Annotated in this window: 30 protein-coding genes and 1 other annotated feature; of the genes, 14 read left to right on the plus strand and 16 right to left on the minus strand. The window is 53.4% G+C overall.

Translation table 11 applies throughout. The features are described 5' to 3' along the window. Positions 1-206: 206 nt before the first annotated feature. The 3 genes from clpB to rluD all read right to left on the minus strand — a co-directional run bounded on the left by clpB (position 207) and on the right by rluD (position 4618). Positions 207-2780, minus strand: a complete 2574-nt coding sequence (clpB, locus tag AK59_RS0103780; RefSeq protein ID WP_029882080.1) for an ATP-dependent chaperone ClpB — start codon at positions 2778-2780, stop codon at positions 207-209. A 129-nt stretch (positions 2781-2909) separates the two neighbouring features. Continuing rightward, positions 2910-3641, minus strand: a complete 732-nt coding sequence (yfiH, locus tag AK59_RS0103785) for a purine nucleoside phosphorylase YfiH (protein WP_029882081.1) — start codon at positions 3639-3641, stop codon at positions 2910-2912. After that, positions 3638-4618: a 23S rRNA pseudouridine(1911/1915/1917) synthase RluD gene (gene rluD / locus AK59_RS0103790; protein ID WP_029882082.1), complete on the minus strand. Its 981-nt coding sequence runs from the start codon at positions 4616-4618 to the stop codon at positions 3638-3640. The genes yfiH and rluD overlap by 4 nt, the downstream gene beginning before the upstream one ends. Before the next feature lie 131 nt (positions 4619-4749). Between rluD and bamD the strand changes: the two genes are divergently transcribed. From bamD to pheA, 4 genes are all read left to right on the plus strand, one after another. After that, a complete protein-coding gene (gene bamD / locus AK59_RS0103795; RefSeq protein WP_013098339.1) occupies positions 4750-5487 on the plus strand; it encodes an outer membrane protein assembly factor BamD in 738 nt (245 codons plus the stop codon). 268 nt (positions 5488-5755) lie between these two features. After that, a complete protein-coding gene (gene raiA, locus AK59_RS0103800; protein WP_008502470.1) occupies positions 5756-6097 on the plus strand; it encodes a ribosome-associated translation inhibitor RaiA in 342 nt (113 codons plus the stop codon). 103 nt (positions 6098-6200) lie between these two features. Continuing rightward, positions 6201-6326 (plus strand) — a sequence feature (Phe leader region). After that, positions 6202-6249, plus strand: coding sequence for a pheA operon leader peptide PheL (gene pheL / locus AK59_RS1000000124905; protein WP_100249759.1), 48 nt, complete (start codon positions 6202-6204; stop codon positions 6247-6249). (Overlaps the previous feature by 48 nt.) 30 nt (positions 6327-6356) lie before the next feature. Beyond that, positions 6357-7517, plus strand: coding sequence for a bifunctional chorismate mutase/prephenate dehydratase (pheA, locus tag AK59_RS0103805; RefSeq protein ID WP_029882083.1), 1161 nt, complete (start codon positions 6357-6359; stop codon positions 7515-7517). On the opposite strand, the gene AK59_RS0103810 is transcribed toward pheA, so the two are convergent. The 3 genes from AK59_RS0103810 to aroF are packed head-to-tail and all read right to left on the minus strand — an operon-like array spanning position 7514 to position 10649. After that, positions 7514-8386, minus strand: coding sequence for an SMP-30/gluconolactonase/LRE family protein (locus AK59_RS0103810; RefSeq protein ID WP_029882084.1), 873 nt, complete (start codon positions 8384-8386; stop codon positions 7514-7516). The genes pheA and AK59_RS0103810 overlap by 4 nt on opposite strands. 60 nt (positions 8387-8446) lie before the next feature. Further along, positions 8447-9568 carry a bifunctional chorismate mutase/prephenate dehydrogenase gene (tyrA, locus tag AK59_RS0103815; RefSeq protein ID WP_013098342.1) on the minus strand — a complete coding sequence of 374 codons (1122 nt, stop codon included), beginning with the start codon at positions 9566-9568 and terminating at the stop codon, positions 8447-8449. Positions 9569-9578: 10 nt separating this feature from the next. Next, positions 9579-10649, minus strand: coding sequence for a 3-deoxy-7-phosphoheptulonate synthase AroF (gene aroF / locus AK59_RS0103820; RefSeq protein WP_013098343.1), 1071 nt, complete (start codon positions 10647-10649; stop codon positions 9579-9581). Positions 10650-10863: 214 nt separating this feature from the next. Between aroF and AK59_RS0103825 the strand changes: the two genes are divergently transcribed. From AK59_RS0103825 to AK59_RS0103840, 4 genes are all read left to right on the plus strand, one after another. Then, positions 10864-11238 (plus strand): DUF2799 domain-containing protein, encoded by a 375-nt coding sequence (locus AK59_RS0103825; RefSeq protein WP_029882085.1) that lies wholly within the window; start codon positions 10864-10866, stop codon positions 11236-11238. Positions 11239-11392: 154 nt separating this feature from the next. Then, positions 11393-11929 carry a YfiR family protein gene (locus AK59_RS0103830; RefSeq protein ID WP_032618390.1) on the plus strand — a complete coding sequence of 179 codons (537 nt, stop codon included), beginning with the start codon at positions 11393-11395 and terminating at the stop codon, positions 11927-11929. Next, positions 11922-13142 (plus strand): diguanylate cyclase DgcN, encoded by a 1221-nt coding sequence (gene dgcN / locus AK59_RS0103835; RefSeq protein ID WP_029882087.1) that lies wholly within the window; start codon positions 11922-11924, stop codon positions 13140-13142. The genes AK59_RS0103830 and dgcN overlap by 8 nt, the downstream gene beginning before the upstream one ends. Positions 13143-13154: 12 nt before the next feature. Continuing rightward, on the plus strand, positions 13155-13640 hold the full coding sequence (locus AK59_RS0103840; protein WP_029882088.1) for an OmpA family protein: 486 nt from the start codon (positions 13155-13157) through the stop codon (positions 13638-13640). Positions 13641-13642: 2 nt separating this feature from the next. Here the strand turns inward: AK59_RS0103840 and AK59_RS0103845 are convergent, their stop codons facing one another. The 7 genes from AK59_RS0103845 to ffh form a co-directional block, all read right to left on the minus strand. Continuing rightward, on the minus strand, positions 13643-15013 hold the full coding sequence (locus tag AK59_RS0103845) for a PepSY-associated TM helix domain-containing protein (protein WP_029882089.1): 1371 nt from the start codon (positions 15011-15013) through the stop codon (positions 13643-13645). 37 nt (positions 15014-15050) lie between these two features. Next, positions 15051-15455, minus strand: a complete 405-nt coding sequence (locus AK59_RS0103850) for a DUF2946 domain-containing protein (RefSeq protein WP_029882090.1) — start codon at positions 15453-15455, stop codon at positions 15051-15053. A 132-nt stretch (positions 15456-15587) separates the two neighbouring features. Continuing rightward, positions 15588-15935: a 50S ribosomal protein L19 gene (gene rplS, locus AK59_RS0103855; RefSeq protein ID WP_002914145.1), complete on the minus strand. Its 348-nt coding sequence runs from the start codon at positions 15933-15935 to the stop codon at positions 15588-15590. Positions 15936-15978: 43 nt separating this feature from the next. Beyond that, a complete protein-coding gene (gene trmD / locus AK59_RS0103860) occupies positions 15979-16746 on the minus strand; it encodes a tRNA (guanosine(37)-N1)-methyltransferase TrmD (RefSeq protein ID WP_008502493.1) in 768 nt (255 codons plus the stop codon). Positions 16747-16777: 31 nt separating this feature from the next. Further along, positions 16778-17317, minus strand: coding sequence for a ribosome maturation factor RimM (gene rimM, locus AK59_RS0103865; RefSeq protein WP_013098350.1), 540 nt, complete (start codon positions 17315-17317; stop codon positions 16778-16780). Between the two features lie 15 nt (positions 17318-17332). Next, on the minus strand, positions 17333-17581 hold the full coding sequence (gene rpsP, locus AK59_RS0103870; protein WP_003863133.1) for a 30S ribosomal protein S16: 249 nt from the start codon (positions 17579-17581) through the stop codon (positions 17333-17335). Between the two features lie 116 nt (positions 17582-17697). After that, positions 17698-19059, minus strand: coding sequence for a signal recognition particle protein (ffh, locus tag AK59_RS0103875; protein ID WP_013098351.1), 1362 nt, complete (start codon positions 19057-19059; stop codon positions 17698-17700). A gap of 166 nt (positions 19060-19225) precedes the next feature. Here ffh and AK59_RS0103880 point away from each other — a divergent pair, with 166 nt between their 5' ends. After that, positions 19226-20017 carry a cytochrome C assembly family protein gene (locus tag AK59_RS0103880; protein ID WP_014832951.1) on the plus strand — a complete coding sequence of 264 codons (792 nt, stop codon included), beginning with the start codon at positions 19226-19228 and terminating at the stop codon, positions 20015-20017. 18 nt (positions 20018-20035) lie between these two features. Then, positions 20036-21322 carry an HlyC/CorC family transporter gene (locus AK59_RS0103885; protein ID WP_028028086.1) on the plus strand — a complete coding sequence of 429 codons (1287 nt, stop codon included), beginning with the start codon at positions 20036-20038 and terminating at the stop codon, positions 21320-21322. Between the two features lie 52 nt (positions 21323-21374). On the opposite strand, the gene grpE is transcribed toward AK59_RS0103885, so the two are convergent. Further along, a complete protein-coding gene (grpE, locus tag AK59_RS0103890) occupies positions 21375-21968 on the minus strand; it encodes a nucleotide exchange factor GrpE (RefSeq protein WP_013098354.1) in 594 nt (197 codons plus the stop codon). Positions 21969-22090: 122 nt separating this feature from the next. Here grpE and nadK point away from each other — a divergent pair, with 122 nt between their 5' ends. The 3 genes from nadK (at position 22091) to bamE (ending at position 25193) form a co-directional block, all read left to right on the plus strand. Continuing rightward, positions 22091-22969, plus strand: coding sequence for an NAD(+) kinase (nadK, locus tag AK59_RS0103895; protein WP_013098356.1), 879 nt, complete (start codon positions 22091-22093; stop codon positions 22967-22969). Positions 22970-23054: 85 nt separating this feature from the next. Further along, entirely contained in the window at positions 23055-24716 is a 1662-nt protein-coding gene (recN, locus tag AK59_RS0103900) for a DNA repair protein RecN (RefSeq protein ID WP_029882091.1), read from the plus strand. A 138-nt stretch (positions 24717-24854) separates the two neighbouring features. Beyond that, positions 24855-25193 carry an outer membrane protein assembly factor BamE gene (bamE, locus tag AK59_RS0103905; RefSeq protein ID WP_003863121.1) on the plus strand — a complete coding sequence of 113 codons (339 nt, stop codon included), beginning with the start codon at positions 24855-24857 and terminating at the stop codon, positions 25191-25193. A gap of 108 nt (positions 25194-25301) precedes the next feature. Here the strand turns inward: bamE and AK59_RS0103910 are convergent, their stop codons facing one another. Both AK59_RS0103910 and AK59_RS0103915 read right to left on the minus strand, forming a co-directional pair. Next, a complete protein-coding gene (locus AK59_RS0103910; protein ID WP_028028154.1) occupies positions 25302-25589 on the minus strand; it encodes an RnfH family protein in 288 nt (95 codons plus the stop codon). Further along, positions 25579-26016, minus strand: coding sequence for a type II toxin-antitoxin system RatA family toxin (locus AK59_RS0103915; RefSeq protein WP_008502504.1), 438 nt, complete (start codon positions 26014-26016; stop codon positions 25579-25581). The genes AK59_RS0103910 and AK59_RS0103915 overlap by 11 nt, the downstream gene beginning before the upstream one ends. Positions 26017-26172: 156 nt before the next feature. On the opposite strand from AK59_RS0103915, the gene smpB reads away from it, so the two are divergent. Then, positions 26173-26655 (plus strand): SsrA-binding protein SmpB, encoded by a 483-nt coding sequence (smpB, locus tag AK59_RS0103920; protein ID WP_008502505.1) that lies wholly within the window; start codon positions 26173-26175, stop codon positions 26653-26655. The last annotated feature ends 67 nt before the right edge of the window (positions 26656-26722 follow it).

Genomic DNA, 26722 nt, shown 5'->3' on the forward strand with positions numbered 1-26722 from the left:
TTTTCTCTGCTGACCCGGCGGCGTGTGTGCCGTTGTTCCGTGTCAGTGGAGGCGCATTATAGGGAGTAATTCTGAAGCTGCAAGGATAAAGTGAAAATTATTTACTGACTGCTCACTTTCCAGGCAAATCACATCCCAGACCTCAATTCTGGCCTGGTTTTTAAACAAAAACGAGCCGCAAGCGGCTCGTTTTTGCGTTTTGTGACTTACTGCACTGCCACAATTCGGTCGTCGTTGGCTTCCAGACGGATAACTTTGCCCGGAACCAGTTCGCCTGACAGTATCTGCTGCGCCAGAGGGTTTTCGATCTGCTGCTGGATAGCACGTTTCAACGGACGCGCCCCGTAAACCGGATCGTAACCATTTTCGCTCAGCAGTTTCAGCGCATCGTCAGAGATGTGAATTTCATATCCACGCTCTTCCAGACGTTTGTACAGACGCTGCAGCTGGATCTGTGCAATCGACGCAATGTGTTTCTCACCCAGAGGATGGAATACCACCACTTCATCGATACGGTTGATGAACTCCGGACGGAAGTTATGGCTAACCACACCCAGAACCAGATCCTTCATATGGCTGTAATCCAGTTCACCGAAACGTTCCTGAATCAAATCGGAACCCAGGTTCGATGTCATGATCACCACCGTATTACGGAAATCCACCGTTCTCCCCTGCCCGTCGGTCAGACGACCATCATCCAGGACCTGCAGCAGAATGTTGAACACATCCGGGTGCGCTTTTTCCACTTCGTCCAGCAGGATGACGGAATAAGGGCGACGGCGTACCGCTTCTGTCAGGTAACCACCTTCTTCATAACCGACATATCCCGGAGGCGCACCCACCAGACGTGAAACGGAGTGTTTCTCCATAAACTCGGACATGTCGATACGCACCATCGCATCGTCGCTGTCGAACATAAAGTTAGCCAGCGCCTTACACAGCTCGGTTTTCCCCACCCCGGTAGGGCCCAGGAACAGGAACGAACCAATCGGACGATTAGGATCAGACAATCCGGCGCGGCTACGACGGATGGCGTTGGAAACCGCTTCAACCGCCTCGTCCTGGCCAATCACGCGCTGATGCAAATCCTGCTCCATGCGCAGCAGTTTATCGCGTTCGCTTTCCATCATGCGTGCTACCGGAATACCGGTCCAGCGCGCCAGCACCTCTGCAATTTCCGCATCCGTTACTTTGTTACGTAACAGACGCATCGTTTTGCCTTCAGACTGCGTCGCAATCTCAAGCTGTTTCTCCAGCTCAGGGATTTTGCCGTACTGCAGCTCTGACATTCGCGCCAGGTCACCCACACGACGCGCCTGTTCGATGGCAATTTTTGCCTGTTCGAGTTCAGCCTTAATGGTCTGAGTGCCAGAGAGTGACGCTTTCTCTGCCTTCCACTCTTCTTCTAACTCAGAATACTGGTGCTCTTTATCGTCCAGTTCCTCATTGAGCATATCGAGGCGTTTTTTGCTGGCTTCATCAGACTCTTTCTTGAGTGCCTGCTGTTCCAGTTTGAGCTGAATAATACGACGGTCGAGTCTGTCCAACTCTTCCGGTTTCGAGTCTATCTGCATACGAATGCTGGATGCGGCCTCATCGATAAGGTCGATCGCTTTATCCGGTAACTGACGGTCGGCGATATAACGATGCGAAAGCGTCGCTGCCGCAACAATCGCCGGGTCAGTGATCTGCACATGGTGGTGCAGCTCATAACGTTCTTTCAGACCACGCAGGATCGCGATGGTATCTTCCACGCTTGGTTCCGCGACAAACACCTTCTGGAAACGACGTTCAAGTGCAGCATCTTTTTCAATGTACTGACGGTACTCGTCCAGCGTCGTGGCACCCACACAGTGAAGTTCACCGCGTGCCAGTGCAGGTTTCAGCATGTTCCCGGCATCCATCGCGCCGTCTGCTTTACCGGCACCGACCATGGTGTGCAACTCATCGATAAACAGAATGACATTGCCTTCCTGTTTTGCCAGATCGTTAAGCACGCCTTTCAGACGCTCTTCGAATTCACCGCGATACTTCGCCCCGGCCACCAGCGCCCCCATATCCAGCGCCAGTACACGGCGGCCTTTCAGTCCTTCCGGTACTTCACCGTTTACAATACGCTGCGCCAGACCTTCAACGATGGCGGTTTTACCAACACCCGGTTCACCAATCAGCACCGGGTTGTTTTTGGTACGGCGCTGCAGAACCTGAATAGTACGGCGAATTTCTTCATCACGGCCGATCACCGGGTCAAGTTTACCCTGCTCAGCACGCTCGGTCAGATCGACCGTAAATTTTTTCAAAGCCTGACGTTGATCTTCGGCTCCCTGATCGTTCACGCTTTCACCCCCACGCATTTTCTCAATCGCCTGAGTCACATTGGCCGTGGTTGCGCCGGCAGTTTTCAGCAGGTCGGTCAGGGTACCGCGTGATTCAAGCGCCGCCAGAACAAACAGTTCCGACGAAATAAAGTTGTCCCCACGTTTTTGCGCCAGCTTGTCGCAAAGGTTCAGCACCCGCACCAGATCCTGGGACGGCTGAACGTCGCCGCCGGTACCTTCTACCTGCGGTAAACGGCTCAGCGCCTGATCGATGGCAGTGCGTAACTGGCCAGCATTAACGCCAGCAGACGTTAATAATGGACGTACCGATCCCCCTTCCTGATTCAGCAAGGCGCTCATTAGATGAAGAGGTTCGATGAATTGGTTGTCGTGCCCCAGTGCAAGGGACTGGGCATCGGCGAGAGCAAGCTGGAATTTATTAGTAAGACGATCCAGACGCATAACTCCTCCCATAACAGGTCAAATTTGCTACTGGAGATTAAATGAGGTCATCCCTCAATTATTCAAGGTTAATAACCTGAATTATGTGAAAAGAAAACGGCACGTGCCGGATCGTCTTGATTCTTTAGGTTATATCAGCCAAATAAAACTTGCCATACGCCCCGTCGTCTTGTCGCGGCGATAAGAGAAGAAATCACCCTTTTCGGTGAACGTACAGCGGTCACCGCCGAAGATCTGCGTCACCTTGACATTATTCAGACGCTGACGTGCAAGCTGATAAATATCGGCCAGATATTTTTCCCCCACGGGTTCGAAAGCGTTAACGGCTTGCGGATCTTTTGCCATAAACGCTTCACGAACCTCTGGGCCCACCTCGAATGCCTGAGGACCAATTGCCGGGCCAAGCCAGGCAATGATATTTGCAGGATCGTCTTTGAAGCAGGCGACGGTCTCTTCCAGCACGCCTTCACACAGACCACGCCAGCCCGCATGAGCAGCCGCAACCTCGGTACCCGCACGGTTACAAAACAGCACCGGCAGGCAATCGGCTGTCATCACCGCGCATACTGTTCCCTGCGTATCGCTGTAGGAGGCATCGGCACGTTTAGACGCGTAGGATTCTCCCGTCAACTTCAGCACGGCTTTACCGTGAACCTGCTCAAGCCACACCGGTTTAGACGGTAAGTTGCCCGCAGCAAACAGCCGCGAGCGGTTTTCTTCAACGTGTTCCAGGTTGTCGCCGCAGTGTGCGCCAAGGTTCAAAGACGCCCACGCCCCCTGACTTACCCCGCCAACGCGGGTTGAACTGCAGGCAGCCACACCTTCAGGCAGTGGCCACTCCGGAACAATCAGTTTGGTCATAACCAGTCCACTTGATCTTTGTGTTCTTCAAAATCCGCGCGCATGGCGTCAATAAGCTCCACCATATCCTGCGGGATCGGCGCATGCCATTCCATTTGAATCCCTGAAATAGGGTGATAAAGGCGCAGCATGGTGGCGTGCAGCGCCTGACGATCAAACTTGCGCAGTACGCTGATGAACTCGTCCGATGCCCCTTTTGGCGGACGCGGACGACCACCGTAAACCTGATCCCCCACCAGCGGATGGGTGATGTGCGCCATATGCACGCGGATCTGGTGGGTACGACCGGTCTCCAGACGAAGACGCAGACGCGTATGAATGCGGAAATGTTCCATAATGCGATAGTGCGTTACCGCCGGTTTACCCATCGGATGCACCGACATATGAGTACGTTTGGTAGGGTGACGGCTGATCGGCTCATCAACCGTACCGCCAGCGGTCATATGACCAATAGCCACGGCTTCATATTCGCGGGTGATCTCACGCAGCTGCAGTGATTCCACCAGGCGAGTCTGGGCAGGTACGGTCTTTGCCACCACCATCAGACCGGTGGTGTCTTTATCCAGACGATGCACGATACCGGCACGCGGCACATCAGCAATCGGCGGATAATAATGGAGAAGTGCGTTAAGTACCGTACCGTCAGGATTCCCCGCTCCCGGATGAACAACCAGGTCGCGCGGCTTGTTAATCACCAGAATGTCATCATCTTCATAGACGATATCCAGTGGGATATCCTGTGGCTCGAAGCGGATTTCCTCTTCGATTTCAGCATTGATGGCGACAGCTTCCCCACCTAACACTTTCTCTTTCGGTTTGTCCCAGACTTTACCGTTTACCAGCACGCGCTGGTCAAGAATCCATTCTTTTATGCGTGAACGCGAATAATCAGGGAACAATTCGGCCAAAGCTTGATCTAAGCGTTGACCGAGCTGATTTTCGGAGACTGTTGCGGTGAGTTCTACTCGTTGTGCCATAAACTGCTTCTTCGTTTAACGTTGGGTTTTACGGCTTTGCCGTTTAATATAGTGTGCTATTGTAGCTGGTCTTAATCGGGAGCAGGAACAGAGTTTCTCCCGGACAAACATTTGAGGAAAGTCAAAACGTCATGACGCGCATGAAATATCTGGTGGCAGCGGCCACGTTGAGCCTGGCTTTGGTGGGCTGCTCCGGTTCAAATGAACAGGTCCCTGACAATCCGCCGAATGAAATCTATGCGACTGCACAACAAAAGTTGCAGGACGGTAACTGGAAACAGGCGATAACGCAACTGGAAGCGTTGGATAATCGCTATCCATTTGGTCCGTATTCGCAGCAGGTACAGTTAGATCTCATCTACGCATACTATAAAAATGCCGATCTGCCGCTGGCTCAGGCAACCATCGATCGTTTCATGCGTCTGAACCCGACTCATCCTAACATCGACTATGTAATGTACATGCGCGGTCTGACCAACATGGCGCTGGATGACAGTGCCCTGCAGGGCTTCTTCGGTGTGGATCGCTCCGACCGTGACCCGCAGCATGCGCGTGATGCGTTCAACGACTTTTCCAAACTGGTGCGCGGCTATCCGAACAGTCAGTACGTGACCGACGCCACCAAACGTCTGGTGTTCCTGAAAGACCGTCTGGCGAAATACGAATACTCGGTTGCTGAATACTACACCCGCCGTGGCGCATGGGTTGCCGTGGTTAACCGTGTAGAAGGAATGCTGCGTGATTATCCGGATACGCAGGCGACCCGCGACGGCCTGAAGCTGATGGAGAATGCTTACCGCCAGATGCAGATGACCGCACAGGCAGACAAGGTAGCAAAAATCATCGCAGCGAACAGCAGCAACACCTGATAGTGACATCAAAGCAAAACGGCAGCCCGCGGGCTGCCGTTTTTTTATTCAATTCAGACAAAGCTGAAGCGGTTTAGCTTCAACACATCCTATCAACTATGACCGCAATTTTTGCCTTCGACAAGGTAAATCTCACCTCTTCCTGCCCTGCCTCACAAAAAAGATTCCCTGACAAAAACCGACAAAATAACGTGATATAAATCACACATTTTGACATTAGGACAGGTATGCTGGAATCACCAAGACGGAAAGACAAGAGGTAAAATTTATGACAATGAACATTACCAGCAAACAAATGGAAATTACCCCGGCAATTCGCCAGCACGTCGCAGACCGTCTCGCCAAACTGGATAAATGGCAAACACACTTGATTAATCCACATATCATCCTGTCTAAGGAGCCGCAGGGTTTCATCGCTGACGCAACTATCAATACTCCAAACGGCCATCTGGTCGCCAGCGCAAAACACGAGGATATGTACACCGCTATTAATGATTTGATCAACAAGCTGGAACGGCAGCTCAATAAAGTGCAGCACAAAGGTGAAGCCCGTCGCGCCACGACCTCGGTGAAAGACGCCAGCTTCGCGGAAGAAGTTGAAGAAGAGTAATCCTTTAAATTGAGTTTACCGCCAACGCGCCTTCGGGCGCGTTTTTTATTGACAGGGTGAAAACAGTACGGGTACTTTAACGTTATCAACCACAGGATGATTTCATGAAACTGACGCCGTTTTTCTTCGCATTCTTTTTTACCTTCCCCTGAACGGGAGGCGTTTCGTCGTGTGATAAAGAATGCGAAGACGAACAACAAGGCCTCCCACACCGGGGGGCCTTTTTTATTGATAACGATAAAACGAGACAGACAACACTATGACACCGGAAAACCCGTTACTGGATCTGCGAGTAAAAATCAGCGCGCTGGATGAAAAATTACTGACACTTCTGGCTGAACGCCGCGCGCTCGCCATCGAAGTGGGTAAAGCCAAACTGGACTCCCACCGTCCGGTACGTGATATCGACCGCGAACGCGACCTGCTGGAACGTCTGATTCAACTCGGCAAAGCCCATCACCTTGACGCACATTACATCACCCGTTTGTTCCAGCTCATTATCGAAGACTCTGTTCTGACCCAGCAAGCGCTGTTGCAGCAGCATCTGAATAAAACCAACCCGCACTCTGCCCGCATCGCGTTTCTTGGCCCTAAGGGCTCCTACTCCCATCTGGCTGCCCGCCAGTACGCTGCACGTCATTTTGAAGAGTTCATTGAGAGCGGCTGCGCAAAGTTCGCCGATATTTTCAATCAGGTGGAAACCGGCCAGGCGGATTACGCCGTCGTGCCGATTGAGAATACCAGTTCAGGTGCTATCAACGACGTGTACGATCTGCTGCAACACACCAGCCTGTCGCTGGTTGGGGAGCTGACAATCCCTATCGATCACTGCGTGCTGGTCTCTGGCTCAACCGATTTGAGCACCATCGAGACGGTCTACAGCCATCCGCAGCCGTTCCAGCAGTGCAGTCAGTTCCTGAACCGTTATCCGAACTGGAAAATTGAGTACACCGAAAGCACCTCCGCAGCGATGGAAAAAGTCGCCCAGGCAAAATCCCCTACCGTCGCGGCGCTGGGCAGCGAGGCGGGCGGTGCGCTGTATGGTCTCCAGGTTCTGGAACGTAACCTGGCAAACCAGACGCAAAACATTACCCGCTTCATCGTGCTGGCACGCAAAGCCATTAATGTCTCTGATCAGGTGCCCGCCAAAACCACCCTGTTGATGGCAACCGGGCAGCAGGCAGGCGCACTGGTTGAAGCGCTGCTGGTACTGCGTAACCACAATCTGATCATGACCCGGCTCGAATCGCGCCCGATTCACGGCAATCCGTGGGAAGAGATGTTCTATCTCGACATTCAGGCCAACCTGGAATCGCCGTCCATGCAGAAAGCCCTGCGCGAACTGAGTGAAATCACCCGTTCAATGAAGGTGCTGGGCTGTTATCCGAGCGAAAACGTGGTACCGGTTGACCCAAGCTAACGTTCGATAAACCGGCTTTTCTTCATCCCTGCCACACTGACCGGCAGGGTGAAGATAGCGCCGGAGAGGGGATATTGCGCCACCTCCTGCGCATCCATATTTTCCCGGGTGGTCGTGATAAACAGCGTTTTCATATCGTCACCGCCAAAGCAGACCATCGTTGGGCAACGGACCGGCATTCGGTACTCTTCTAGTTGCTCTCCCTGAGGTGAAAAGCGCGCGATGCGCCAGCCATCAAACAGCGCACTCCAGTAACAGCCTTCCATGTCCATCGCGGCACCGTCAGGTATCCCTTCGCCGTCGTTGAACCGGCGGAATACCTCCCTTTTACCGGGTTCCCCCTGCTCATCCAGTGGGGTACGGTAGATAACGCCGTTTGGCGTATCAGAAGTAAACATCCACCGCTGGTCGGGGCTGAATGCCAGACCATTATGGCCATGAATGTCGCACTGGATAACTTTTGGCGTCAGATCGTTATCAATGCGCATCAGCAGCGCCCCGTTGTAATCACCCGGTGCCCAGAAGGTCCCGGCGTAGAACTGGCCCCGGTGATCGGTTCCCCCATCATTGAAACGCGCAAGCTGCGGATTCGACGGGTTATCACAGACTTTGCGCTGCAGCAGGCCGTGTTTATCGGAAAGCCAGATGCCGCTTCGCATCGCGACGATAAAGCCGCCGCGTTCGCGCAGGGCGAAACACCCCACCTCTTCGTGGAAAGAGAGCACGGTGTGTTCCGCCGTGGGTAAATGATAACGGTGGATCTCACCTTCAAGAATATCCGCCCAGTAAAGCGCATTTTCCTCTGCACTCCACGTCGGGCATTCGGGCAGATGCCCGGTGTAGTTCAACAGCAGCTGCGGTTCGGCCATGACAGTTCCCCAAAATGAAAAAAGCCAGCAATGCTGGCTTTCAGTATATACATCATCGCATTACTGGCGACTGTCATTTGCCTGACGCAACAGCGTGCGGCTCTCGCTCTGGAAACGTTGCGCGTAATCGCCAAACCAGTGTTCGACCTTACGGAAGCTGTCGATAAACGCCTGCTTGTCGCCGTGCTCCAGCAGCGTAATGGCTTCGCCAAATCGCTGGTAGTAACGCTTAATCAGTGCCAGGTTGTTCTCAGACGACATAATAATGTCGGCGTAAAGCTGGGGATCCTGAGCAAACAGACGCCCCACCATCGCCAGCTCCAGACGATAGATAGGCGAAGAGAGTGCCAATAACTGCTCAAGCTGCACATTCTCTTCCGCCAGATGCAGCCCATAGGCAAAGGTCGCAAAGTGGCGCAGCGCCTGGATGAACGCCATGTTCTGATCGTGTTCAACCGCGCTAATGCGGTGCAGCCGCGCGCCCCAAACCTGAATCTGTTCCAGGAACCACTGGTAGGCTTCCGGCTGACGACCATCGCAGTAGACCACCACCTGTTTCGCCAGGCTGCCGCTGTCCGGGCCAAACATAGGATGTAGCCCCAGGACCGGCCCCGTGTGCGCAGCCAGCATTGCCTGCAGCGGACCATTTTTCACGGATGCTAAGTCCACCAGGATGCAATCTGCCGGCAGCGGAGGAAGCTTCGCAATGATCTGCTCCGTCACGTGAATCGGCACGCTGACAATGACCATTCCGGCATCTTTCATCAGCTCCGGCGCTTTTGCCCAGTCCTCTTTTTCCAGGATACGCACCTGATAGCCAGACAGGGTCAGCATTTTTTCAAACAGCCGCCCCATCTGGCCCGCCCCGCCCACAATAACGACCGGGCGCAGGGACGGGCAAAGGGTTTTGAAGCCTTTATCGTTTTCGCTGGAGTAGGACTCCCGCATCACACGACGCAAGACATCTTCAATCAAATCCGGCGAGACGCCCAGCGCCTGGGCCTCTTTACGACGGGAAGCCAGCATGGAGGCCTCGCGCTCCGGAACGTAAATCGGCAGGCCATATTTGCTTTTGACCTCACCCACCTCGGCAACCAGCGCCATACGGCGTGCTAACAGATCCAGCAGCGCCTTATCCACTTCATCAATTTGATCGCGTAATGCGGTCAATTCAGCAACCATACCTAACCTCTTAAGCCAGACGCGTCGCCAGCTGGCCGTTTATATCTTTGTGGATCTCACGCAGCAGCGCATCGGTGGTTTCCCAGCTGATGCAGGCATCCGTCACGGACACACCGTACTTCATTGCGCTGCGCGGTTGTTCAGATGATTGATTGCCTTCATGAATATTGCTCTCAATCATCAGACCGATAATAGAACGGTTGCCGTCTTTGATTTGTGCGACCACCGATTCCGCCACCGCAGGCTGACGACGGTAATCTTTGTTCGAATTACCATGACTGCAATCTACCATCAGTGCCGGGCGCAGTCCCGCCTGCTCCATCTCTTTTTCACACTGTGCCACATCTGCCGGGCTGTAGTTTGGCGCTTTACCGCCACGCAGGATCACATGACCGTCCGGATTACCCTGCGTCTGCAGGAGACAAACCTGGCCCGCCTGGTTAATACCTACAAAGCGATGCGGCATGGCCGCGGCGCGCATGGCGTTGATCGCCGTGGCAAGGCTACCGTCGGTCCCGTTTTTAAAACCTACCGGCATCGACAGACCAGACGCCATTTCACGGTGGGTTTGTGATTCCGTGGTACGCGCACCAATCGCAGACCAGCTAAACAGATCGCCCAGGTACTGCGGGCTGTTCGGATCCAGCGCTTCGGTTGCCAGTGGCAGCCCCATGCTGACCAGCTCAACCAGCAGGCGACGCGCAATCTTCAGACCGGCTTCCACATCAAACGAGCCATCCATGTGCGGATCGTTAATCAACCCTTTCCAGCCAACGGTGGTACGTGGCTTCTCAAAATAGACGCGCATCACCAGGTAGAGGCTATCGCTGACCTCCTCCGCTAATGCTTTAAATCGACGAGCGTACTCAATGGCGGTTTCAGGATCGTGAATGGAACAAGGACCACATACCACCAGCAGACGCGGATCGCGGCCAGCGATAATGTCAGAAATGGTCTGGCGCGAGTGCTCAATTTGAGCCTCCTGCGCGGCGCTCAGCGGGAACTCCGCTTTCAGTTGATCCGGTGTAATCAAAACCTGTTCGTCAGTGATATGTACGTTGTTCAGCGCGTCTTTTTGCATGATGGCGATCCTGTAAAGCTCGTTTGCGATAGGTGTTTTCCTCGAAGAGGTGAAACAACGATACCACAACAAGTAAAGATTTCAATCCAAAATACGTACACTTTACTTTACAAAAGCCATTTTACTGCAAAAATCAGCCGACAAAATAGTAAACATAAAATTACACCCCCACTTTCTTTTGCCAGGCTATGCTGAAGAAAAAAGGAGAATGGCTATGCGTTCAATCGCTCTGATGCTGTTGTCGCTGTTTTTATCGGGCTGTCAGATCAATCCTTATACCTTCCAGCCCGACTGGACCAGTCCCAGCTGGTTTGATGCGGGTAAAGAAGACGCCATGAATGGTCTGCCGGTTAAAGATAATCAGACGCTGGCCGATAGTTTTAACGACCCGCAGGTTGATCGTAGTGAATATCTTCGTGGCTACGCCGACGGACAGAAAAAAGTGTGTGAGGAAGGTTTTATTCACGCCTGGGGAGTAGCAGGCAAATCTTTCCCGGCCAGTTGTGATACTGTTGAAAACGCAGCAAAACTGCATGAATCATGGCAACAAGGAATGGATGAAAGTATGCGTTCCAGCAGACTTAATTAAGCCGTTTTTTATACGCCGGAATATATACAACTGTAGGATTTAGCTTAGGTCGTACTCAGTACATTTCTGACATAATGACGGCTTTGATAAACAATGGTATTCTGCCGACAACTCGTAAGGACATCTATTTTCCAGAGCGGTATGGCGGATTCTGGTGAGAAATTCATTCTTGATCTCTTTGTTCCGACTCACTCTGGTGCTAATGCTGTTCTTTATGGTGGGCCCAGCACCGGCAGCCACGTTCACAGAAACCGATAAATCGGTACGTTCGATTGTATCGGGTATTGTGAGCTATACCCGATGGCCGTCACTTTCCGGGCAACCTAAACTCTGCATTTATGCCTCGTCTCACTACACGCAAGCACTGAGCAGCGAAGAGGGGCAAAGCGAGTTACCTTATACTCCCGTCATTGTACGTAACGATCAGGAAGCCCTGTCCGCGACGTGTGATGCTATTTATTTCGGGGCTGAATCGCCTGCAAAACAACTTGAATTAATAAGTCAATATCAGGGCAGAGCATTGCTATTAATCTCAGAGCAGAATCCGGAATGTGTTATTGGCAGTGCATTCTGCCTGATAATCGATCATAACCAGGTCAGATTTTCCGTTAATCTGGATGCATTGGCGCGCAGTGGCGTACGCGTCAATCCGGATGTATTAATGCTGGCACGGAATAAGCAGCATGGATAAAGAAATCACTTCAACGCCACGTCCAACGTTTAAAAGCACGTTGAGACGAATCAGCATGATAAGCGTCATCATCACCATGACGTTAATTTGGCTCCTGCTCTGTTTTGCTTCCGTGGTGACATTAAAGCAATACGCCCAAAAAAATCTCGAATTAACCGGCGCAACAATGAGCCACAGCCTTGAAGCCTCACTGGTGTTTAATGATTCGCTGGCGGCTAACGAAACGCTCGCCACCCTGGGTAAACAGGGCCAGTTTGCCGTGGCTGAGGTTCTTAACGCGCATAAAAAGCGGTTTGCTTACTGGTCCTGGAACCCGGAAGAGAATAACGACACGCTGGGTGCATTGGTTAGCCGCTGGCTGTTCCCCGACCCGGTCGCACAGCCCATCATGCATAACGGTAATGCGATCGGCGAAATTCGCCTGACCGCACGCGATAATCTCATCAGCCATTTCATCTGGTTGTCGTTTGCCGTTCTTACCGGCTGTATTCTTTTTGCCACCGCCGTCGCGCTTACGATTACACAATCTCTGCATCATGGCATGGTCACGGCGCTGCAAAACATCACCGACGTCGTGCATGACGTACGCACCAACCGCAACTTTTCCCGGCGGGTGAAGGATGGTCGCATCGAAGAATTCCACCAGTTTGGCGAAGATTTCAACAGTCTGCTGGATGAAATGGAAGAGTGGCAGCTTAAGCTGCAGGCGAAAAACGCTCAGCTACTGCGTACCGCCATGCACGATCCTCTCACCGGCCTCGCCAATCGGGCGGCGTTTCGTAGCAGCATCGCGGCATTAATGCACGACGCCTCCGCAAAAACCAACACTGCCCTGCTCTTCCTCGACGGTGATAATTTCAAGTTTATTAACGATACCTGGGGACATGCTGCGGGCGATTGCGTCCTGATTGAAGTCGCCCGCCGGATGGTTGAGTTTGGCGATAAGCGTCATCAGTCATACCGCCTTGGCGGTGACGAGTTTGCGATGGTGCTGTACGGCGTGCAGTCTGCCGCAGAGGTTCAACAGATTTGTGCTGCGCTGTCGCAGCAGTTTATGCGCCCGTTCGATCTGCATAACGGGCAGACAGCAACGATGTCACTTAGCATTGGCTTTGCTCTGGCGTGGGAAAGTGCCTCTGTGGAAGCATTACTGGAGCAAGCCGACCGCAACATGTACCAGGATAAAAACCAGCGTACAAAAGCAATAACTTAGAAAGGATACGATATGTTAAAGCGATACTTCGCGCCGTTATTTCTCGCTTCGATGGTACTGACGGGTTGTCAGTCACCGCCTGAAGGTAAATTCTCCCCTGAGCAAATTGCGGCGATGAAGTCATACGGTTTTAACGAACTGAATGGCGACTGGTCTTTGGGCCTGTCAGATACGATCCTGTTTGATAAAAATGACGCCAGACTGCGCCCGGAAAGTGAAGCGCAGATCCGCTCCATGGCCTCTCGCCTGGCGGCTACCGGCCTGAAACACGCGCGTATGGATGGCCACACCGATAATTACGGTGAAGAGAGCTACAATGAAGCGCTGTCGTTAAAACGTGCCAATGCAGTGGCTGACGTCTGGGCCAAAGGCGCCAATATCCCGCGCAGCAACCTCACCACGCAGGGATTAGGTAAAAAATATCCGGTTTCCAGCAACAGTACGGCGCAAGGGCGTGCTGAAAACCGTCGGGTCGCGGTGGTCATCAGCACGCCATAGCCTTATTTAATGGATGATTGTGCGAGCGACACGCCAGTTGCCGCTCGCCAGCGTAGCCAGTCAATCAGCATAAACAGCGCCAGGCTCACGCCCATCACCGGCAATGCCAGCCCCAGCAATACGCTGACCACCACCGTGACGGCTTTTCCCCATCCCGGGAGCGCCAGCCAGCACTGACAAAGCGTCTGAAGCGGATCCGCCGTCGATTGCGCCGGACGACGCATCCACCACATCCGGTATCCCCAGACAATCAGCACACACAGCGCCAGGCCAAATGCGACGAGCAGTAACTGGTTAACCAGCCCGAATAAGATCCCCATATGGAAATCCACACCCCAGCGGGTCAGCTTTGCCATTAACGGGAAATCCTCAAAGCGGGTTCTGTCCAGAATTTGCATGGAATTTGGATCCACCGCAACGGCATCCACCTGGGTCGGCCAGCTGCGGTCAATTTCCGTCACGGTCCACGCCTGGTCAGCGCTTTTCGCCGGGCGGATTTCGAGTTTATTCGCATCAATCCCGGCCTGGCGGGCAACGTGCAATACGCCATCGAACTGGGTCAGATCCATCGTCATGTCGGGCATCATCATGCCAGCATGATGCCCATGGTGTTCAGCGTGCTCATCCATCGTGACGGGCTCACCCGAAAGCGTGGTGTTCACCTGCGGCGTGAGCCAGTTCATCTGCGCGCGCAGTTTATCCACGTTGCCGCCCGCCCACTGGGACCACGTCAGGCCGGTCGCAGAAAACAGCAACATTCCCCCCAGCAGCACCCAGCCCAGCGTGACATGCAGGCGACGCCGGTTCTGAAAACGATTGTTGAGCCGACGTTTTGGCCGGGTATAAAACCACAGCGCAATCCCGCCCAGCGCGGCGACCCACATCCACGAGGCGGCCAGCTCGCTGTAGAGCCGACCAACGTTACCCAGCATCAGGGACGTATGCAGATAATCAATAGTCTGGCGTAGCGGTAAAATCCCGCTGGTGCCATACACGGTCATATCGCCACGCACCGCAAGAGTAACGGGATCGATAAAAATAGCGCGGGTCTCCGATGGGCCAAGCGACGGGTCGGCAAACATCACCCGGGTGGTTTCACCCGCAGCCAGGCCAGGACGAACGGCGTATAAACGCAGATCGGTGCTGATGTTTTTTTCCGCCACGGCGATCTGTTCCGCCAGCGGTTGGAGTTCCCCCACGGAATCCGTATGGAGCGCGTGCCGGTACAGGATATTTTCCAGCTGCGGTGTCGCCACGTACAGCGTACCGGTCAGCGCGGCGAAGAAGATAAATGGGCCGACAAACAGCCCGACATAGAAATGGAGTCGACGCAGCAGGTTTCCCCATGCCGCGCGCGGAGTGCAGGTAGTCATACTTTTCCTTTTTAAGGCAAAAAGTTATCGATATTTTTTAAAGGGAAAAAGCAGACTGCCGCGGCGGCGCGCGGGTATCAGGATAAAGCCAGGGGAAAAAGTGCCAGTGGCTGACCGCCTGACGCGGCGTCCTGACACGCAGCCTTTGCAGCACGATACTGAGCAGCACAATCAGCGCAAGTATCATGCCCGGCACGTGGGCTAATAGCACGCAGTAGCCACAGGCTTCCGCATAGTCAACCGGCATGCTGTGCTGCTTATCGCCGTGGTGCTCATCCATCGACATCATGCTCATGTCATGGTGCATCCCCGGCATGGCACTCATGGGATCTTTTTGCAGCGAGACGGAGATCAGCGGTGCGATCACGATCAGCAGGATCGCAAACAGCGCGGTCAATGCCGCTGCGCGTTTCCAGTTATGCTGATGCAGTACGTTAATCACTTACCCTCCACGGAAGAGGCCAGCATTGTAAATGATTTATGACGAAAGGGTTAACACGAGAGATGCGATGGGATAAAAAAAGGGCCAGCCTTTCGGCCAGCCCTTTCTAACAGGATGTCGCTTAAGCGAATCTTAGTTCAGACGCTCTTTAATACGAGCAGACTTACCAGTACGCTCACGCAGGTAGTACAGTTTAGCTTTACGTACAGCACCACGACGTTTAACAGCAATGCTGTCAACTACCGGAGAGTGAGTCTGGAAGACACGCTCAACGCCTTCGCCGTTGGAAATTTTACGAACAGTGAATGCAGAGTGCAGACCGCGGTTACGAATAGCGATAACCACGCCCTCGAATGCCTGCAGACGTTTTTTGGAACCTTCAACAACCCATACTTTCACTTCCACGGTGTCACCTGGACGGAAGGAAGGTACGTCCTGCTTCATCTGCTCTTGTTCAAGTTGCTTAATAATGTTGCTCATAATTTAATCTCTTATCCTGGGTAAACTGATATTCGGGAGCGTATTACGCATTCCCATCATGTTCATGCTGCTGTTGCGCGTGTTCAGTTTTGAACTCGGCCAGCAACTTTGCTTGCTCTTCAGTCAGAGCCAGGTTTTCCAGAAGTTCAGGTCTTCTAAGCCAGGTTCGGCCCAGCGACTGCTTCAAACGCCAGCGACGTATCTCAGCATGGTTTCCTGACAGTAACACTGCCGGGACTTCCATCCCTTCTAACACTTCAGGACGGGTATAGTGTGGACAGTCCAGCAACCCATCGGCAAAGGAATCTTCCGTTGCCGAAGCTTCATGGCCCAGTACTCCCGGAATGAACCGGGCGACGGAGTCAATCAGCGTCATTGCGGGTAACTCACCACCGCTGAGAACGTAATCGCCGATAGACCATTCTTCGTCAATCTCGGTTTGAATTACGCGCTCATCTATCCCTTCGTAGCGACCACAGACCAGAATCAGTTTTTGATTCGTCGCCAGTTCGCTGACGCCCGCTTGATCAAGCTTGCGTCCCTGAGGTGACAGATAAATCACCTTTGCGCCTTCACCTGCCGCGGCTTTTGCTGTGTGAATGGCGTCCCGTAAGGGTTGCACCATCATTAACATCCCCGGTCCGCCGCCGTAAGGACGATCGTCCACGGTACGGTGCCGGTCATGCGTGAAGTCACGAGGACTCCAGCTCTGGATGCTCAGCAGGCCATTCTTTACTGCCCGGCCAGTTACCCCGTAATCGGTAATCGCGCGGAACATTTCAGGAAACAGGCTAATTATGCCAATCCACATAGCGCCGTCTTTTACCGTTTATCCGGAGAATTTAAAAACCAGGATCCCAATCTACTTCAATCGTTTGAGTAGCGAGATCGACTTTCTTGATAACCTGTCCATCGAGGAACGGAACCAACCGCTCCTTGATGCCAAATGCATCTTTCAGGTTTGCCTTAATGACGAGAACGTCATTGGACCCGGTTTCCATCATGTCGATGACTTTCCCCAGGCTGTAGCCTTCAGTAGTGACTACCTGGCAACCCATAAGGTCTTTCCAGTAATAGTCGCCTTCTTCGAGCTCCGGCAACTGCGACGAATCCACGACAATTTCACAATTAGTCAGTGCATTCGCGGCATCACGATCGTCAACGCCTTTCAGCTTGATGATGATGTCCTGATTGTGGTGACGCCAGCTTTCCAGCTCGACCTCTTCCCACTTACCGCCTTTCTGAATAAACCAGGGCTGGTAATTAAAAATGCTATCAGCGTCTTCAGTGGAGGAAAACACTCTGAGCCAACCACGGATACCGTAGCAAGAACCCATTTTGCCCAATACAATCGGTTCAACAGGTGCTTTATTGCTCATCATGACCACCGTGACAGATTAAGCTGCTTTGTTTGCTGCTTTGATCAGCGTAGCAACGCGATCGGAAACAGTCGCGCCCTGGCCAACCCAGTGAGCGATACGATCCAGATCCAGACGAGTTTCTTCTTCTGCGCCAGCGGCCAGTGGGTTGAAGAAACCAACGCGCTCGATGAAGCGACCGTTGCGTGCATTACGGCTGTCAGTCACAACAACCTGGTAGAACGGACGCTTTTTAGCGCCGTGACGTGCTAAACGAATAGTTACCATAACATCCTCTTGTGTGAATAAAACAACCGGGCCCCATCGAGGAACGGAGCCCGGGTGTCATATTAAAAGCCCGAAAATTTTACTCATTTTCGGGCAAAAAGCAATCTCAAAAGCGATTATCGCCCAGGAAAACCGGGTGGCATCATGCCTTTCATGCCACGCATCATTTTCGCCATGCCGCCTTTCTTCATTTTCTTCATCATGCGCTGCATGTCGTCGAACTGTTTCAGAAGGCGGTTAACGTCCTGCACCTGCATGCCGCAACCGGCTGCGATACGGCGCTTACGGGAACCTTTGATGATATCCGGGTTAGCGCGCTCTTTGAGGGTCATTGAGTTGATGATCGCCTCCATACGCACCAGCACCTTGTCATCCATCTGCGCTTTTACGTTGTCTGGGATCTGGCCCATGCCCGGCAGTTTGCCCATCAGGCTTGCCATGCCGCCCATGTTTTTCATCTGACGCAGCTGCTCAAGGAAGTCGGTCAGATCGAAACCGTCGCCTTTTTTCAGCTTGCTGGCCAGCTTCTCGGCCTGCGCACGGTCAACTTTGCTCTCGATATCTTCAATCAGCGACAGCACGTCGCCCATGCCGAGGATACGGGAGGCAATACGGTCCGGGTGGAACGGCTCCAGCGCTTCGGTTTTTTCGCCCACACCGAGGAATTTGATCGGCTTACCGGTGATATGACGAATAGAAAGCGCCGCACCGCCGCGGGCGTCACCGTCCACTTTGGTCAGCACCACGCCAGTTAACGGCAGCGCTTCGTTGAACGCTTTCGCGGTGTTCGCCGCATCCTGACCGGTCATGGCGTCAACCACAAACAGGGTCTCTACCGGGTTGATAGAAGCATGCACCTGTTTGATTTCGTCCATCATCGCTTCGTCGACGTGCAGACGACCGGCGGTATCCACCAGCAGCACGTCGTAGAACTTCAGCTTCGCCTCTTTCAGCGCTGCGTTCACGATGTCGACTGGCTTCTGTGCCACGTCAGACGGGAAGAAATCGACCCCAACCTGCTGCGCCAGGGTCTCCAGCTGTTTGATCGCCGCCGGGCGATAAACGTCCGCAGAAACCACCAGCACTTTTTTCTTGTGCTTCTCGCGCAGGAATTTACCCAGCTTACCGACGCTGGTGGTTTTACCCGCCCCCTGCAGACCCGCCATCAACACGACGGCCGGAGGCTGAGCCGCCAGGTTCAGGACCTGGTTCTCTTCGCCCATCGCCGAAACCAGTTCGTTACGAACGATTTTGACGAACTCCTGACCCGGGGTCAGGCTCTTGTTAACTTCATGACCAACCGCCTTCTCTTTAACGCGGTTGATAAAATCACGAACAACCGGCAACGCGACGTCTGCTTCCAGCAGCGCCATGCGCACTTCGCGCAGCGTTTCCTTGATGTTGTCTTCGGTAAGGCGTCCGCGGCCGCTGATGTTGCGCAGCGTGCGCGACAAACGATCGGTTAAATTATCAAACATTGTCTCTCGCCTGAGTAGAAACGTTGGGCCGCCATGAGCGACACATACACAGAATTTTGCCGGAGTATAACATGAAGGCGCCTTTGTTGTTATGCAACGGTTGGAGCAGGCGTCACGTAACGTTATACTGCTTCTCTTTCTTATTAAGACAACTGTCGATGCCTATATGCCTGTTTTCGCACTGATCGCCCTTGTTGCCTACTCTGTCAGCCTTGCGCTGATCATTCCCGGACTGCTGCAAAAAAACAGCGGCTGGCGGCGCATGGCTATTCTGTCGGCGGTGATCGCACTGATTAGTCACGCTTTTGCGCTGGAATCGCGCATCATTCCCGGTGACGGCAGCGTGCAAAACCTGAGCGTGCTGAACGTCGGTTCGCTGGTTAGCCTGATGATCTGTACGGTGATGACCATTGTCGCCTCTAAGAATCGCGGCTGGTTGTTGCTGCCCATTGTTTATGCCTTCGCGCTGATCAATCTGGCCTTGGCTACCTTTATGCCCAATGAGTTCATTACGCATCTGGAAGCCACGCCGGGCATGCTGGTGCACATCGGCCTGTCGCTGTTCTCTTACGCAACGCTGATCATTGCCGCGCTCTATGCCATGCAGCTCGCCTGGATTGACTACCAGTTGAAAAACAAAAAACTGGCGTTTAACCATGAGATGCCGCCGCTGATGGTCATTGAGCGTAAGATGTTCCACATCACCCAGGTCGGCGTAGTATTATTGACCTTAACGCTCTGCACTGGCCTGTTTTATATGAAAAACCTGTTCAGCGTGGAGAATATCGACAAAGCGGTGCTCTCCATCATCGCGTGGTTTGTCTATATTGTGCTGTTATGGGGCCATTATCATGAGGGCTGGCGCGGTCGTCGCGTGGTCTGGTTCAATGTCGCGGGTGCGGGCATACTCACCCTTGCCTATTTCGGAAGTCGCTTCATACAGCAATTTGCTGGCTAAGTAACAAAGGAGTTCCCCCTGGAACACATCTCTACCACCACGCTGATCGTTACGCTGATCGTCATGGTGGTCATCTCCGCCTATTTCTCTGGCTCGGAAACCGGCATGATGACCTTAAACCGCTACCGGTTACGTCATCGTGCTAAACAGGGTAATCGTGCCGCACGTCGCGTTGAAAAGCTGCTCCGTAAACCGGATCGCCTGATAAGCCTGGTGCTTATCGGTAACAACCTCGTCAATATCCTCGCCTCTGCGCTGGGCACCATTGTCGGGATGCGCCTGTACGGCAACGCCGGGGTCGCGATTGCTACCGGCGTACTGACGTTTGTGGTGCTGGTGTTTGCGGAAGTGCTGCCCAAAACCATCGCTGCGCTTTACCCGGAAAAAGTGGCTTACCCGAGCAGCTTCCTGCTGGCACCGCTGCTGATCCTGATGATGCCGCTGGTCTGGCTGTTGAATATGGTCACCCGTATCCTGATGCGCATGGTCGGCATCAAAGCCGACGTCGCCATCAGCAGTGCACTCAGCAAAGACGAGCTGCGCACCATCGTGAACGAATCCCGCTCGCAGATTTCACGCCGCAATCAGGACATGCTCCTGTCGGTGCTGGATCTGGAAAAGGTCAGCGTTAACGACATTATGGTGCCGCGTAACGAAATCGTCGGGATTGATATTAACGACGACTGGAAGGCCATCGTCCGCCAGCTGACCCACTCCCCGCACGGACGCATTGTGCTGTATCGCGACTCCCTGGACGACGCCATCAGTATGCTGCGCGTGCGGGAAGCCTATCGCCTGATGACCGAGAAAAAAGAGTTCACTAAAGAGGTGATGCTGCGCGCCGCCGACGAGATTTACTACGTGCCGGAAGGAACGCCGCTCAGCACGCAGCTGGTGAAATTCCAGCGTAACAAGAAGAAAGTCGGCCTGGTGGTCGATGAGTATGGCGATATTCAGGGGCTGGTGACGGTCGAAGATATTCTGGAAGAGATTGTTGGAGACTTTACCACCTCCATGTCCCCTTCTCTTGCGGAAGAGGTCACACCGCAAAACGACGGTTCGGTGCTGATTGACGGCAGCGCGAATATTCGCGAACTCAATAAAGCCTTTAACTGGCATCTGCCGGAAGATGAGGCTCGCACCATGAACGGGATGATTCTGGAAGCACTGGAAGAGATCCCGGCGGCGGGCACGCGGGTGCGCATTGAACAGTATGATATTGATATCCTGGACGTGCAGGACAATATGATTAAGCAGGTGAAGGTCCTGCCTGTTAAACCACTGCGCGAAAGTATCGCGGAATAAAGTTGTAGGCCGGGCAAGGCGAAGCCGCCGCCCGGCACTACGGGACGGCAAATTACGCTTTCGCTTTCGCCACGGTTACCATCGCAGCACGGATGGTACGGCCGTTTAGGGTATACCCTTTCTGCATCACGCCCAGCACTTTACCGGCTTCAACGTCTTCTGATTCCACCATCGCAATTGCCTGGTGTACGTTAGGATCCAGCGGGACGTCGGTATCGGCAATCACTTCCACACCAAACTTACGCACCACGTCTAGCATGGATTTCAGCGTCAGTTCGATACCCTCGATCATCGCCGCGTTGTCCGGATTCGCTTTATCAGCCACTTCCAGCGCGCGATCGAGGCTGTCGATTACCGGCAGCAGTTCGTTGACGAATTTCTCCAGCGCAAACTTATGCGCCTTTTCAACGTCCTGTTCGGTACGACGACGCAGGTTTTCCATTTCCGCCTTGATGCGCAGAACACTGTCGCGTTCGCGATTCTGTGCTTCTACCAGTTGGGCTTCCAGATTCGCAATTTTTTCATCGCGCGGGTCCACCTGCTCAGCAGATGCGTCTGGCTCTACAGCCTCAACTTCATCGTGCTGTTCCGTGATAATTTCTTCAGGGGCTTGCCCCTCAGGCGTTTTCTGTTCTTTACTACTCATGAATTTCTCCGCGTTTTTCTGCATTCATCTCGCTAACTTCGCTTATTATGGGGATCAGTTTCCTGGATTCAAGGGAACAAGAGAGATTGTCATCATTCATCAGGCACAAGGACCTCCAGAAAATGAATAATCATTTCAGGTGTATTGGGATCGTCGGGCACCCGCGTCACCCTACGGCATTGACGACACATGAAATGTTGTATCGCTGGCTGTGTAGCAAAGGCTATGAAGTGATGGTTGAGCAGCAGATCGCTCAGGAGCTGCAGCTTAAGAGCGTCAAAACCGGCACGCTGGCAGAGATTGGACAGCAGGCGGATCTTGCCGTGGTGGTCGGCGGCGACGGCAACATGCTCGGCGCGGCTCGCACGCTGGCGCGCTACGACATAAAAGTCATCGGCATCAACCGTGGCAATCTCGGTTTTCTGACTGACCTCGACCCGGACAACGCGCAGCAGCAGCTGGCCGATGTGCTGGAAGGACATTACATCAGCGAAAAACGTTTTTTACTGGAAGCGCAGGTGTGTCAGCAGGACTGCCAGAAACGCATCAGTACCGCCATTAACGAGGTGGTACTTCACCCCGGCAAAGTGGCGCATATGATTGAGTTCGAAGTGTATATCGATGAAATCTTCGCGTTCTCCCAGCGCTCTGACGGGCTGATTATCTCCACGCCGACGGGCTCGACCGCCTATTCGCTTTCCGCGGGAGGACCAATCCTGACGCCTTCGCTGGATGCCATTACGCTGGTGCCGATGTTCCCGCACACCCTCTCTGCCCGCCCGCTGGTGATTAACGGCAGCAGCACCATCCGGCTGCGTTTCTCGCACCGCCGTAATGACCTGGAGATCAGCTGCGACAGCCAGATCGCGCTGCCTATTCAGGAAGGTGAAGATGTACTGATTCGTCGGTGTGATTATCACCTGAATCTTATTCACCCGAAAGATTATAGCTATTTCAATACATTAAGCTCGAAGCTTGGCTGGTCAAAAAAATTGTTCTGATTTTGCATCCAGTACTTTACTGTATAAAAAACCAGTTTATACTGTATGAAAACACAGTTATGGTTTTTCATACAGGAAAACAATTATGCTGGCACAACTGACCATCAGCAACTTTGCCATTGTTCGTGAGCTTGAGATCGATTTCCACAGCGGCATGACGGCGATCACCGGGGAAACCGGTGCGGGTAAATCCATTGCCATTGATGCCCTCGGCTTGTGCCTTGGCGGGCGTGCTGAGGGTGACATGGTGCGCATGGGCGCCAACCGTGCTGACCTCTGTGCTCGCTTCTCCCTGAAAGACACCCCTGCAGCCCTGCGCTGGCTCGAAGAAAACCAGCTTGAAGATGGACGTGAGTGTTTACTTCGTCGCGTTATCAACAGCGACGGTCGTTCACGCGGTTTTATCAACGGCACGGCGGTACCGCTTTCTCAGCTTCGCGAGCTGGGTCAGTTGCTTATTCAGATCCATGGTCAGCACGCGCATCAGCAGCTGGTTAAGCCGGAGCAGCAAAAATCACTGCTCGATGGCTATGCAGGTGAGTATGCACTTACTCAGTTGATGGCAGAACACTATCGCCAGTGGCACCAGAGCTGTCGCGAGCTGGCTCAGCACCAGCAGCAAAGCCAGGAGCGTGCCGCACGCGCCGAGCTGCTGGAGTATCAGCTCAAAGAGCTGAACGAGTTTAATCCGCAGGCGGGTGAGTTCGAACTTATTGACGAAGAGTACAAGCGTCTGGCCAACAGTGGCCATCTGCTCTCTACCAGCCAGAACGCCCTCACCTTACTGGCAGATGGCGAAGACGTTAATCTGCAAAGCCAGCTGTATAACGTGCGTCAGCTTGTTACCGAGCTGGCGGGCATGGACAGCAAACTGTCCGGCGTGCTGGATATGCTGGAAGAGGCGGCGATTCAAATCTCTGAAGCCGGTGATGAACTGCGCCACTACTGTGAACGTCTGGATCTCGATCCCAATCGCCTGTTTGAGCTGGAACAGCGCATTTCCCGTCAGATTTCTCTGGCGCGCAAGCACCACGTCACGCCGGAAGAGTTGCCTGCTTTTTATCAGTCTCTCCTTGATGAACAGCAGCAACTTGACGATCAGGCTGATTCACTGGAAACGCTGACTCTGGCAGTAAACCAGCACCATCAGCAGGCGCTGACCACGGCGAAAAAGCTGCATGATGTTCGTCAGCATTATGCTCAGGAACTCAGCCAGCACATCACCGACAGTATGCATACGCTGGCGATGCCGCACGGCATATTCACGATTGATGTCCACTTCCAAGAGAACTCCCTGACGGCGGAAGGCGCGGATCGCATCGAATTCCATGTCACCACCAACCCAGGCCAGCCGTTACAGCCTATTTCCAAAGTGGCATCCGGCGGTGAGCTCTCCCGTATTGCTCTGGCGATCCAGGTTATCACCGCCCGTAAAATGGAAACCCCAGCCCTGATTTTCGATGAAGTGGATGTGGGGATCAGCGGCCCGACGGCGGCGGTAGTGGGTAAACTGCTGCGCCAGCTGGGTGAATCGACTCAGGTGATGTGCGTCACCCACCTGCCGCAGGTGGCAGGCTGTGGTCATCATCACTTTATCGTCAGCAAAGAAACGGACGGTGAAATGACCGAAACGCACATGAAACCGCTGGATAAACGCTCACGCCTGCAGGAGCTGGCTCGTCTGCTGGGAGGCAGCGAAGTCACCCGCAATACGCTCGCGAATGCGAAAGAACTGCTGGCGGCATAAACTTTTTCGGGATCTCAGGGTCATACAGAACAACAAAAACGCCGCCAGACCGGTTTCAAAGTGGGGCAAGGTCTATTATCATCGGCATATTACATATGAGCCGCGTACTGCTCGGGCCCGAAAAGGAATCAAATCACTATGCGCTGTAAAACGCTGACCGCTGCCGCTGCGGTTCTTCTGATGTTGACCGCAGGCTGTTCCACTCTGGAGAAAGTGGTTTACCGTCCTGACATCAACCAGGGGAACTACCTTACCCCTAACGATGTGTCTAAAATCCGTGTAGGGATGACACAACAGCAGGTCGCTTATGCACTGGGAACCCCGATGATGTCCGATCCGTTCGGCACCAACACCTGGTTCTATGTATTCCGTCAGCAGCCAGGCCACGAGGATGTGACCCAGCAGACGCTGACGCTGACCTTCAGCAGCGCTGGTGTGTTGACCAACATCGACAACAAGCCTGCCCTGACCAAATAATCCGGCGTCAGAAATGCAAAAAGGTGCTCAATGAGCACCTTTTTTGTATCGACATTTCGCACTGGATCGTAGCCACGGTAAGCGCAGCGCCACCGGGAGAAGAAAGCACTACTTAGCTGATTTCTCCGCACGCTGGCGACGTAGCTCTTTCGGGTCGGCAATCAGCGGGCGATAAATCTCCACCCGGTCGCCCTCTTTCAGCACATCACCCAGCTTCACCGGACGGCTGTAAATGCCGACTTTATTTTTTGCCAGATCGATATCGCGACGAAGCTCCAGAATGCCAGAAGCTCGGATAGCCGCCTCAACGGTTGCGCCCTCTTCCAGCGTCACGCGCTGCAGATACTGCTTCTCCGGCAACGCATAGACCACTTCCACAGCTATCTTATGCGACACTGTAGACCTCTTTGGCGCGGGTCGTGAACGCCTGAACCATATTGGACGCCAGCTCTTTGAAGATGCGGCCAAACGCCAGCTCAATCAGCTTATTGGTAAACTCAAAGTCCAGATGGAACTCGATGCGGCAGGCATCAGCGCTCAGCGGCGTAAACTTCCAGCCTCCCATCAGGGTCTTGAATGGACCATCCACCAGATGCATCAAAATACTCTGATTGTTCGTCAGCGTATTGCGGGTGGTGAACGTCTTGCTGATCCCCGCTTTGGAGACATCCACCGCCGCCGTCATCTGCGTCGGGCCAGACTCCAGAACGCGGCTCCCGGTACACCCAGGGATAAATTCTGGATAAGACTGAACATCGTTCACTAACTGATACATTTGTTCCGCGCTGTAAGGTACAAGCGCAGTACGGCTAATCTGAGGCATAGCATTTCCCATGGTCACACAACGGACAAATAATAACATTTATCACCTGTTAAAAAAACGCTAAGCCTCATCTCGTGCTAAGATAGCGCGTTAGACCTCACAGGACGCAATGAGGTGACTTTTTGAAATCAGATTACCGACGGCTTTACGACACTTATGACGAAGAAAAAAGCACATAAACCAGGCTCGGCGACCATTGCGCTCAACAAGCGTGCTCGCCATGAGTATTTCATTGAAGAAGAATTTGAAGCTGGCCTTGCCCTGCAGGGCTGGGAAGTAAAATCGCTGCGCGCCGGGAAAGCCAACATCGGCGATAGCTATGTGATCCTGAAAGATGGCGAAGCCTTCCTGTTCGGTGCCAACTTTACGCCGCTGACCGTCGCCTCTTCGCACTACGTGTGTGACCCAACGCGTACCCGTAAGCTGCTGCTGAACAAGCGTGAACTGGAATCCCTCTACGGGCGCATTAACCGTGAAGGCTTTACCGTGGTCGCGCTGTCGCTGTACTGGAAAAACGCCTGGTGCAAAGTGAAAGTTGGCGTTGCCAAAGGTAAAAAACAGCACGACAAACGTACTGACCTGAAAGAGCGCGAATGGCAGCTCGACAAAGCGCGCATTATGAAAAACGCAGGACGTTGATTCTGCACACTTATTGTACTATTCAATAAGTTAGCGTTCCGGGCTGGTATCCAGGAAGTGAAATCTG

Source organism: Enterobacter sp. T1-1, assembly GCF_000710795.1.
Taxonomy (GTDB): Bacteria; Pseudomonadota; Gammaproteobacteria; order Enterobacterales; family Enterobacteriaceae; genus Enterobacter; species Enterobacter cloacae.

Bases quoted from the DNA above. Each gene is read 5' to 3' on its own strand.
- clpB (WP_029882080.1), bottom strand. From the start codon at position 2,780: ATGCGTCTGGATCGTCTTACTAATAAATTCCAGCTTGCTCTCGCCGAT.
- yfiH (WP_029882081.1), bottom strand. From the start codon at position 3,641: ATGACCAAACTGATTGTTCCGGAGTGGCCACTGCCTGAAGGTGTGGCT.
- rluD (WP_029882082.1), bottom strand. From the start codon at position 4,618: ATGGCACAACGAGTAGAACTCACCGCAACAGTCTCCGAAAATCAGCTC.
- bamD (WP_013098339.1), top strand. From the start codon at position 4,750: ATGACGCGCATGAAATATCTGGTGGCAGCGGCCACGTTGAGCCTGGCT.
- raiA (WP_008502470.1), top strand. From the start codon at position 5,756: ATGACAATGAACATTACCAGCAAACAAATGGAAATTACCCCGGCAATT.
- pheA (WP_029882083.1), top strand. From the start codon at position 6,357: ATGACACCGGAAAACCCGTTACTGGATCTGCGAGTAAAAATCAGCGCG.
- AK59_RS0103810 (WP_029882084.1), bottom strand. From the start codon at position 8,386: ATGGCCGAACCGCAGCTGCTGTTGAACTACACCGGGCATCTGCCCGAA.
- tyrA (WP_013098342.1), bottom strand. From the start codon at position 9,568: ATGGTTGCTGAATTGACCGCATTACGCGATCAAATTGATGAAGTGGAT.
- aroF (WP_013098343.1), bottom strand. From the start codon at position 10,649: ATGCAAAAAGACGCGCTGAACAACGTACATATCACTGACGAACAGGTT.
- AK59_RS0103825 (WP_029882085.1), top strand. From the start codon at position 10,864: ATGCGTTCAATCGCTCTGATGCTGTTGTCGCTGTTTTTATCGGGCTGT.
- dgcN (WP_029882087.1), top strand. From the start codon at position 11,922: ATGGATAAAGAAATCACTTCAACGCCACGTCCAACGTTTAAAAGCACG.
- AK59_RS0103840 (WP_029882088.1), top strand. From the start codon at position 13,155: ATGTTAAAGCGATACTTCGCGCCGTTATTTCTCGCTTCGATGGTACTG.
- AK59_RS0103845 (WP_029882089.1), bottom strand. From the start codon at position 15,013: ATGACTACCTGCACTCCGCGCGCGGCATGGGGAAACCTGCTGCGTCGA.
- rplS (WP_002914145.1), bottom strand. From the start codon at position 15,935: ATGAGCAACATTATTAAGCAACTTGAACAAGAGCAGATGAAGCAGGAC.
- trmD (WP_008502493.1), bottom strand. From the start codon at position 16,746: ATGTGGATTGGCATAATTAGCCTGTTTCCTGAAATGTTCCGCGCGATT.
- rimM (WP_013098350.1), bottom strand. From the start codon at position 17,317: ATGATGAGCAATAAAGCACCTGTTGAACCGATTGTATTGGGCAAAATG.
- rpsP (WP_003863133.1), bottom strand. From the start codon at position 17,581: ATGGTAACTATTCGTTTAGCACGTCACGGCGCTAAAAAGCGTCCGTTC.
- ffh (WP_013098351.1), bottom strand. From the start codon at position 19,059: ATGTTTGATAATTTAACCGATCGTTTGTCGCGCACGCTGCGCAACATC.
- AK59_RS0103880 (WP_014832951.1), top strand. From the start codon at position 19,226: ATGCCTGTTTTCGCACTGATCGCCCTTGTTGCCTACTCTGTCAGCCTT.
- grpE (WP_013098354.1), bottom strand. From the start codon at position 21,968: ATGAGTAGTAAAGAACAGAAAACGCCTGAGGGGCAAGCCCCTGAAGAA.
- nadK (WP_013098356.1), top strand. From the start codon at position 22,091: ATGAATAATCATTTCAGGTGTATTGGGATCGTCGGGCACCCGCGTCAC.
- recN (WP_029882091.1), top strand. From the start codon at position 23,055: ATGCTGGCACAACTGACCATCAGCAACTTTGCCATTGTTCGTGAGCTT.
- bamE (WP_003863121.1), top strand. From the start codon at position 24,855: ATGCGCTGTAAAACGCTGACCGCTGCCGCTGCGGTTCTTCTGATGTTG.
- AK59_RS0103915 (WP_008502504.1), bottom strand. From the start codon at position 26,016: ATGCCTCAGATTAGCCGTACTGCGCTTGTACCTTACAGCGCGGAACAA.
- smpB (WP_008502505.1), top strand. From the start codon at position 26,173: ATGACGAAGAAAAAAGCACATAAACCAGGCTCGGCGACCATTGCGCTC.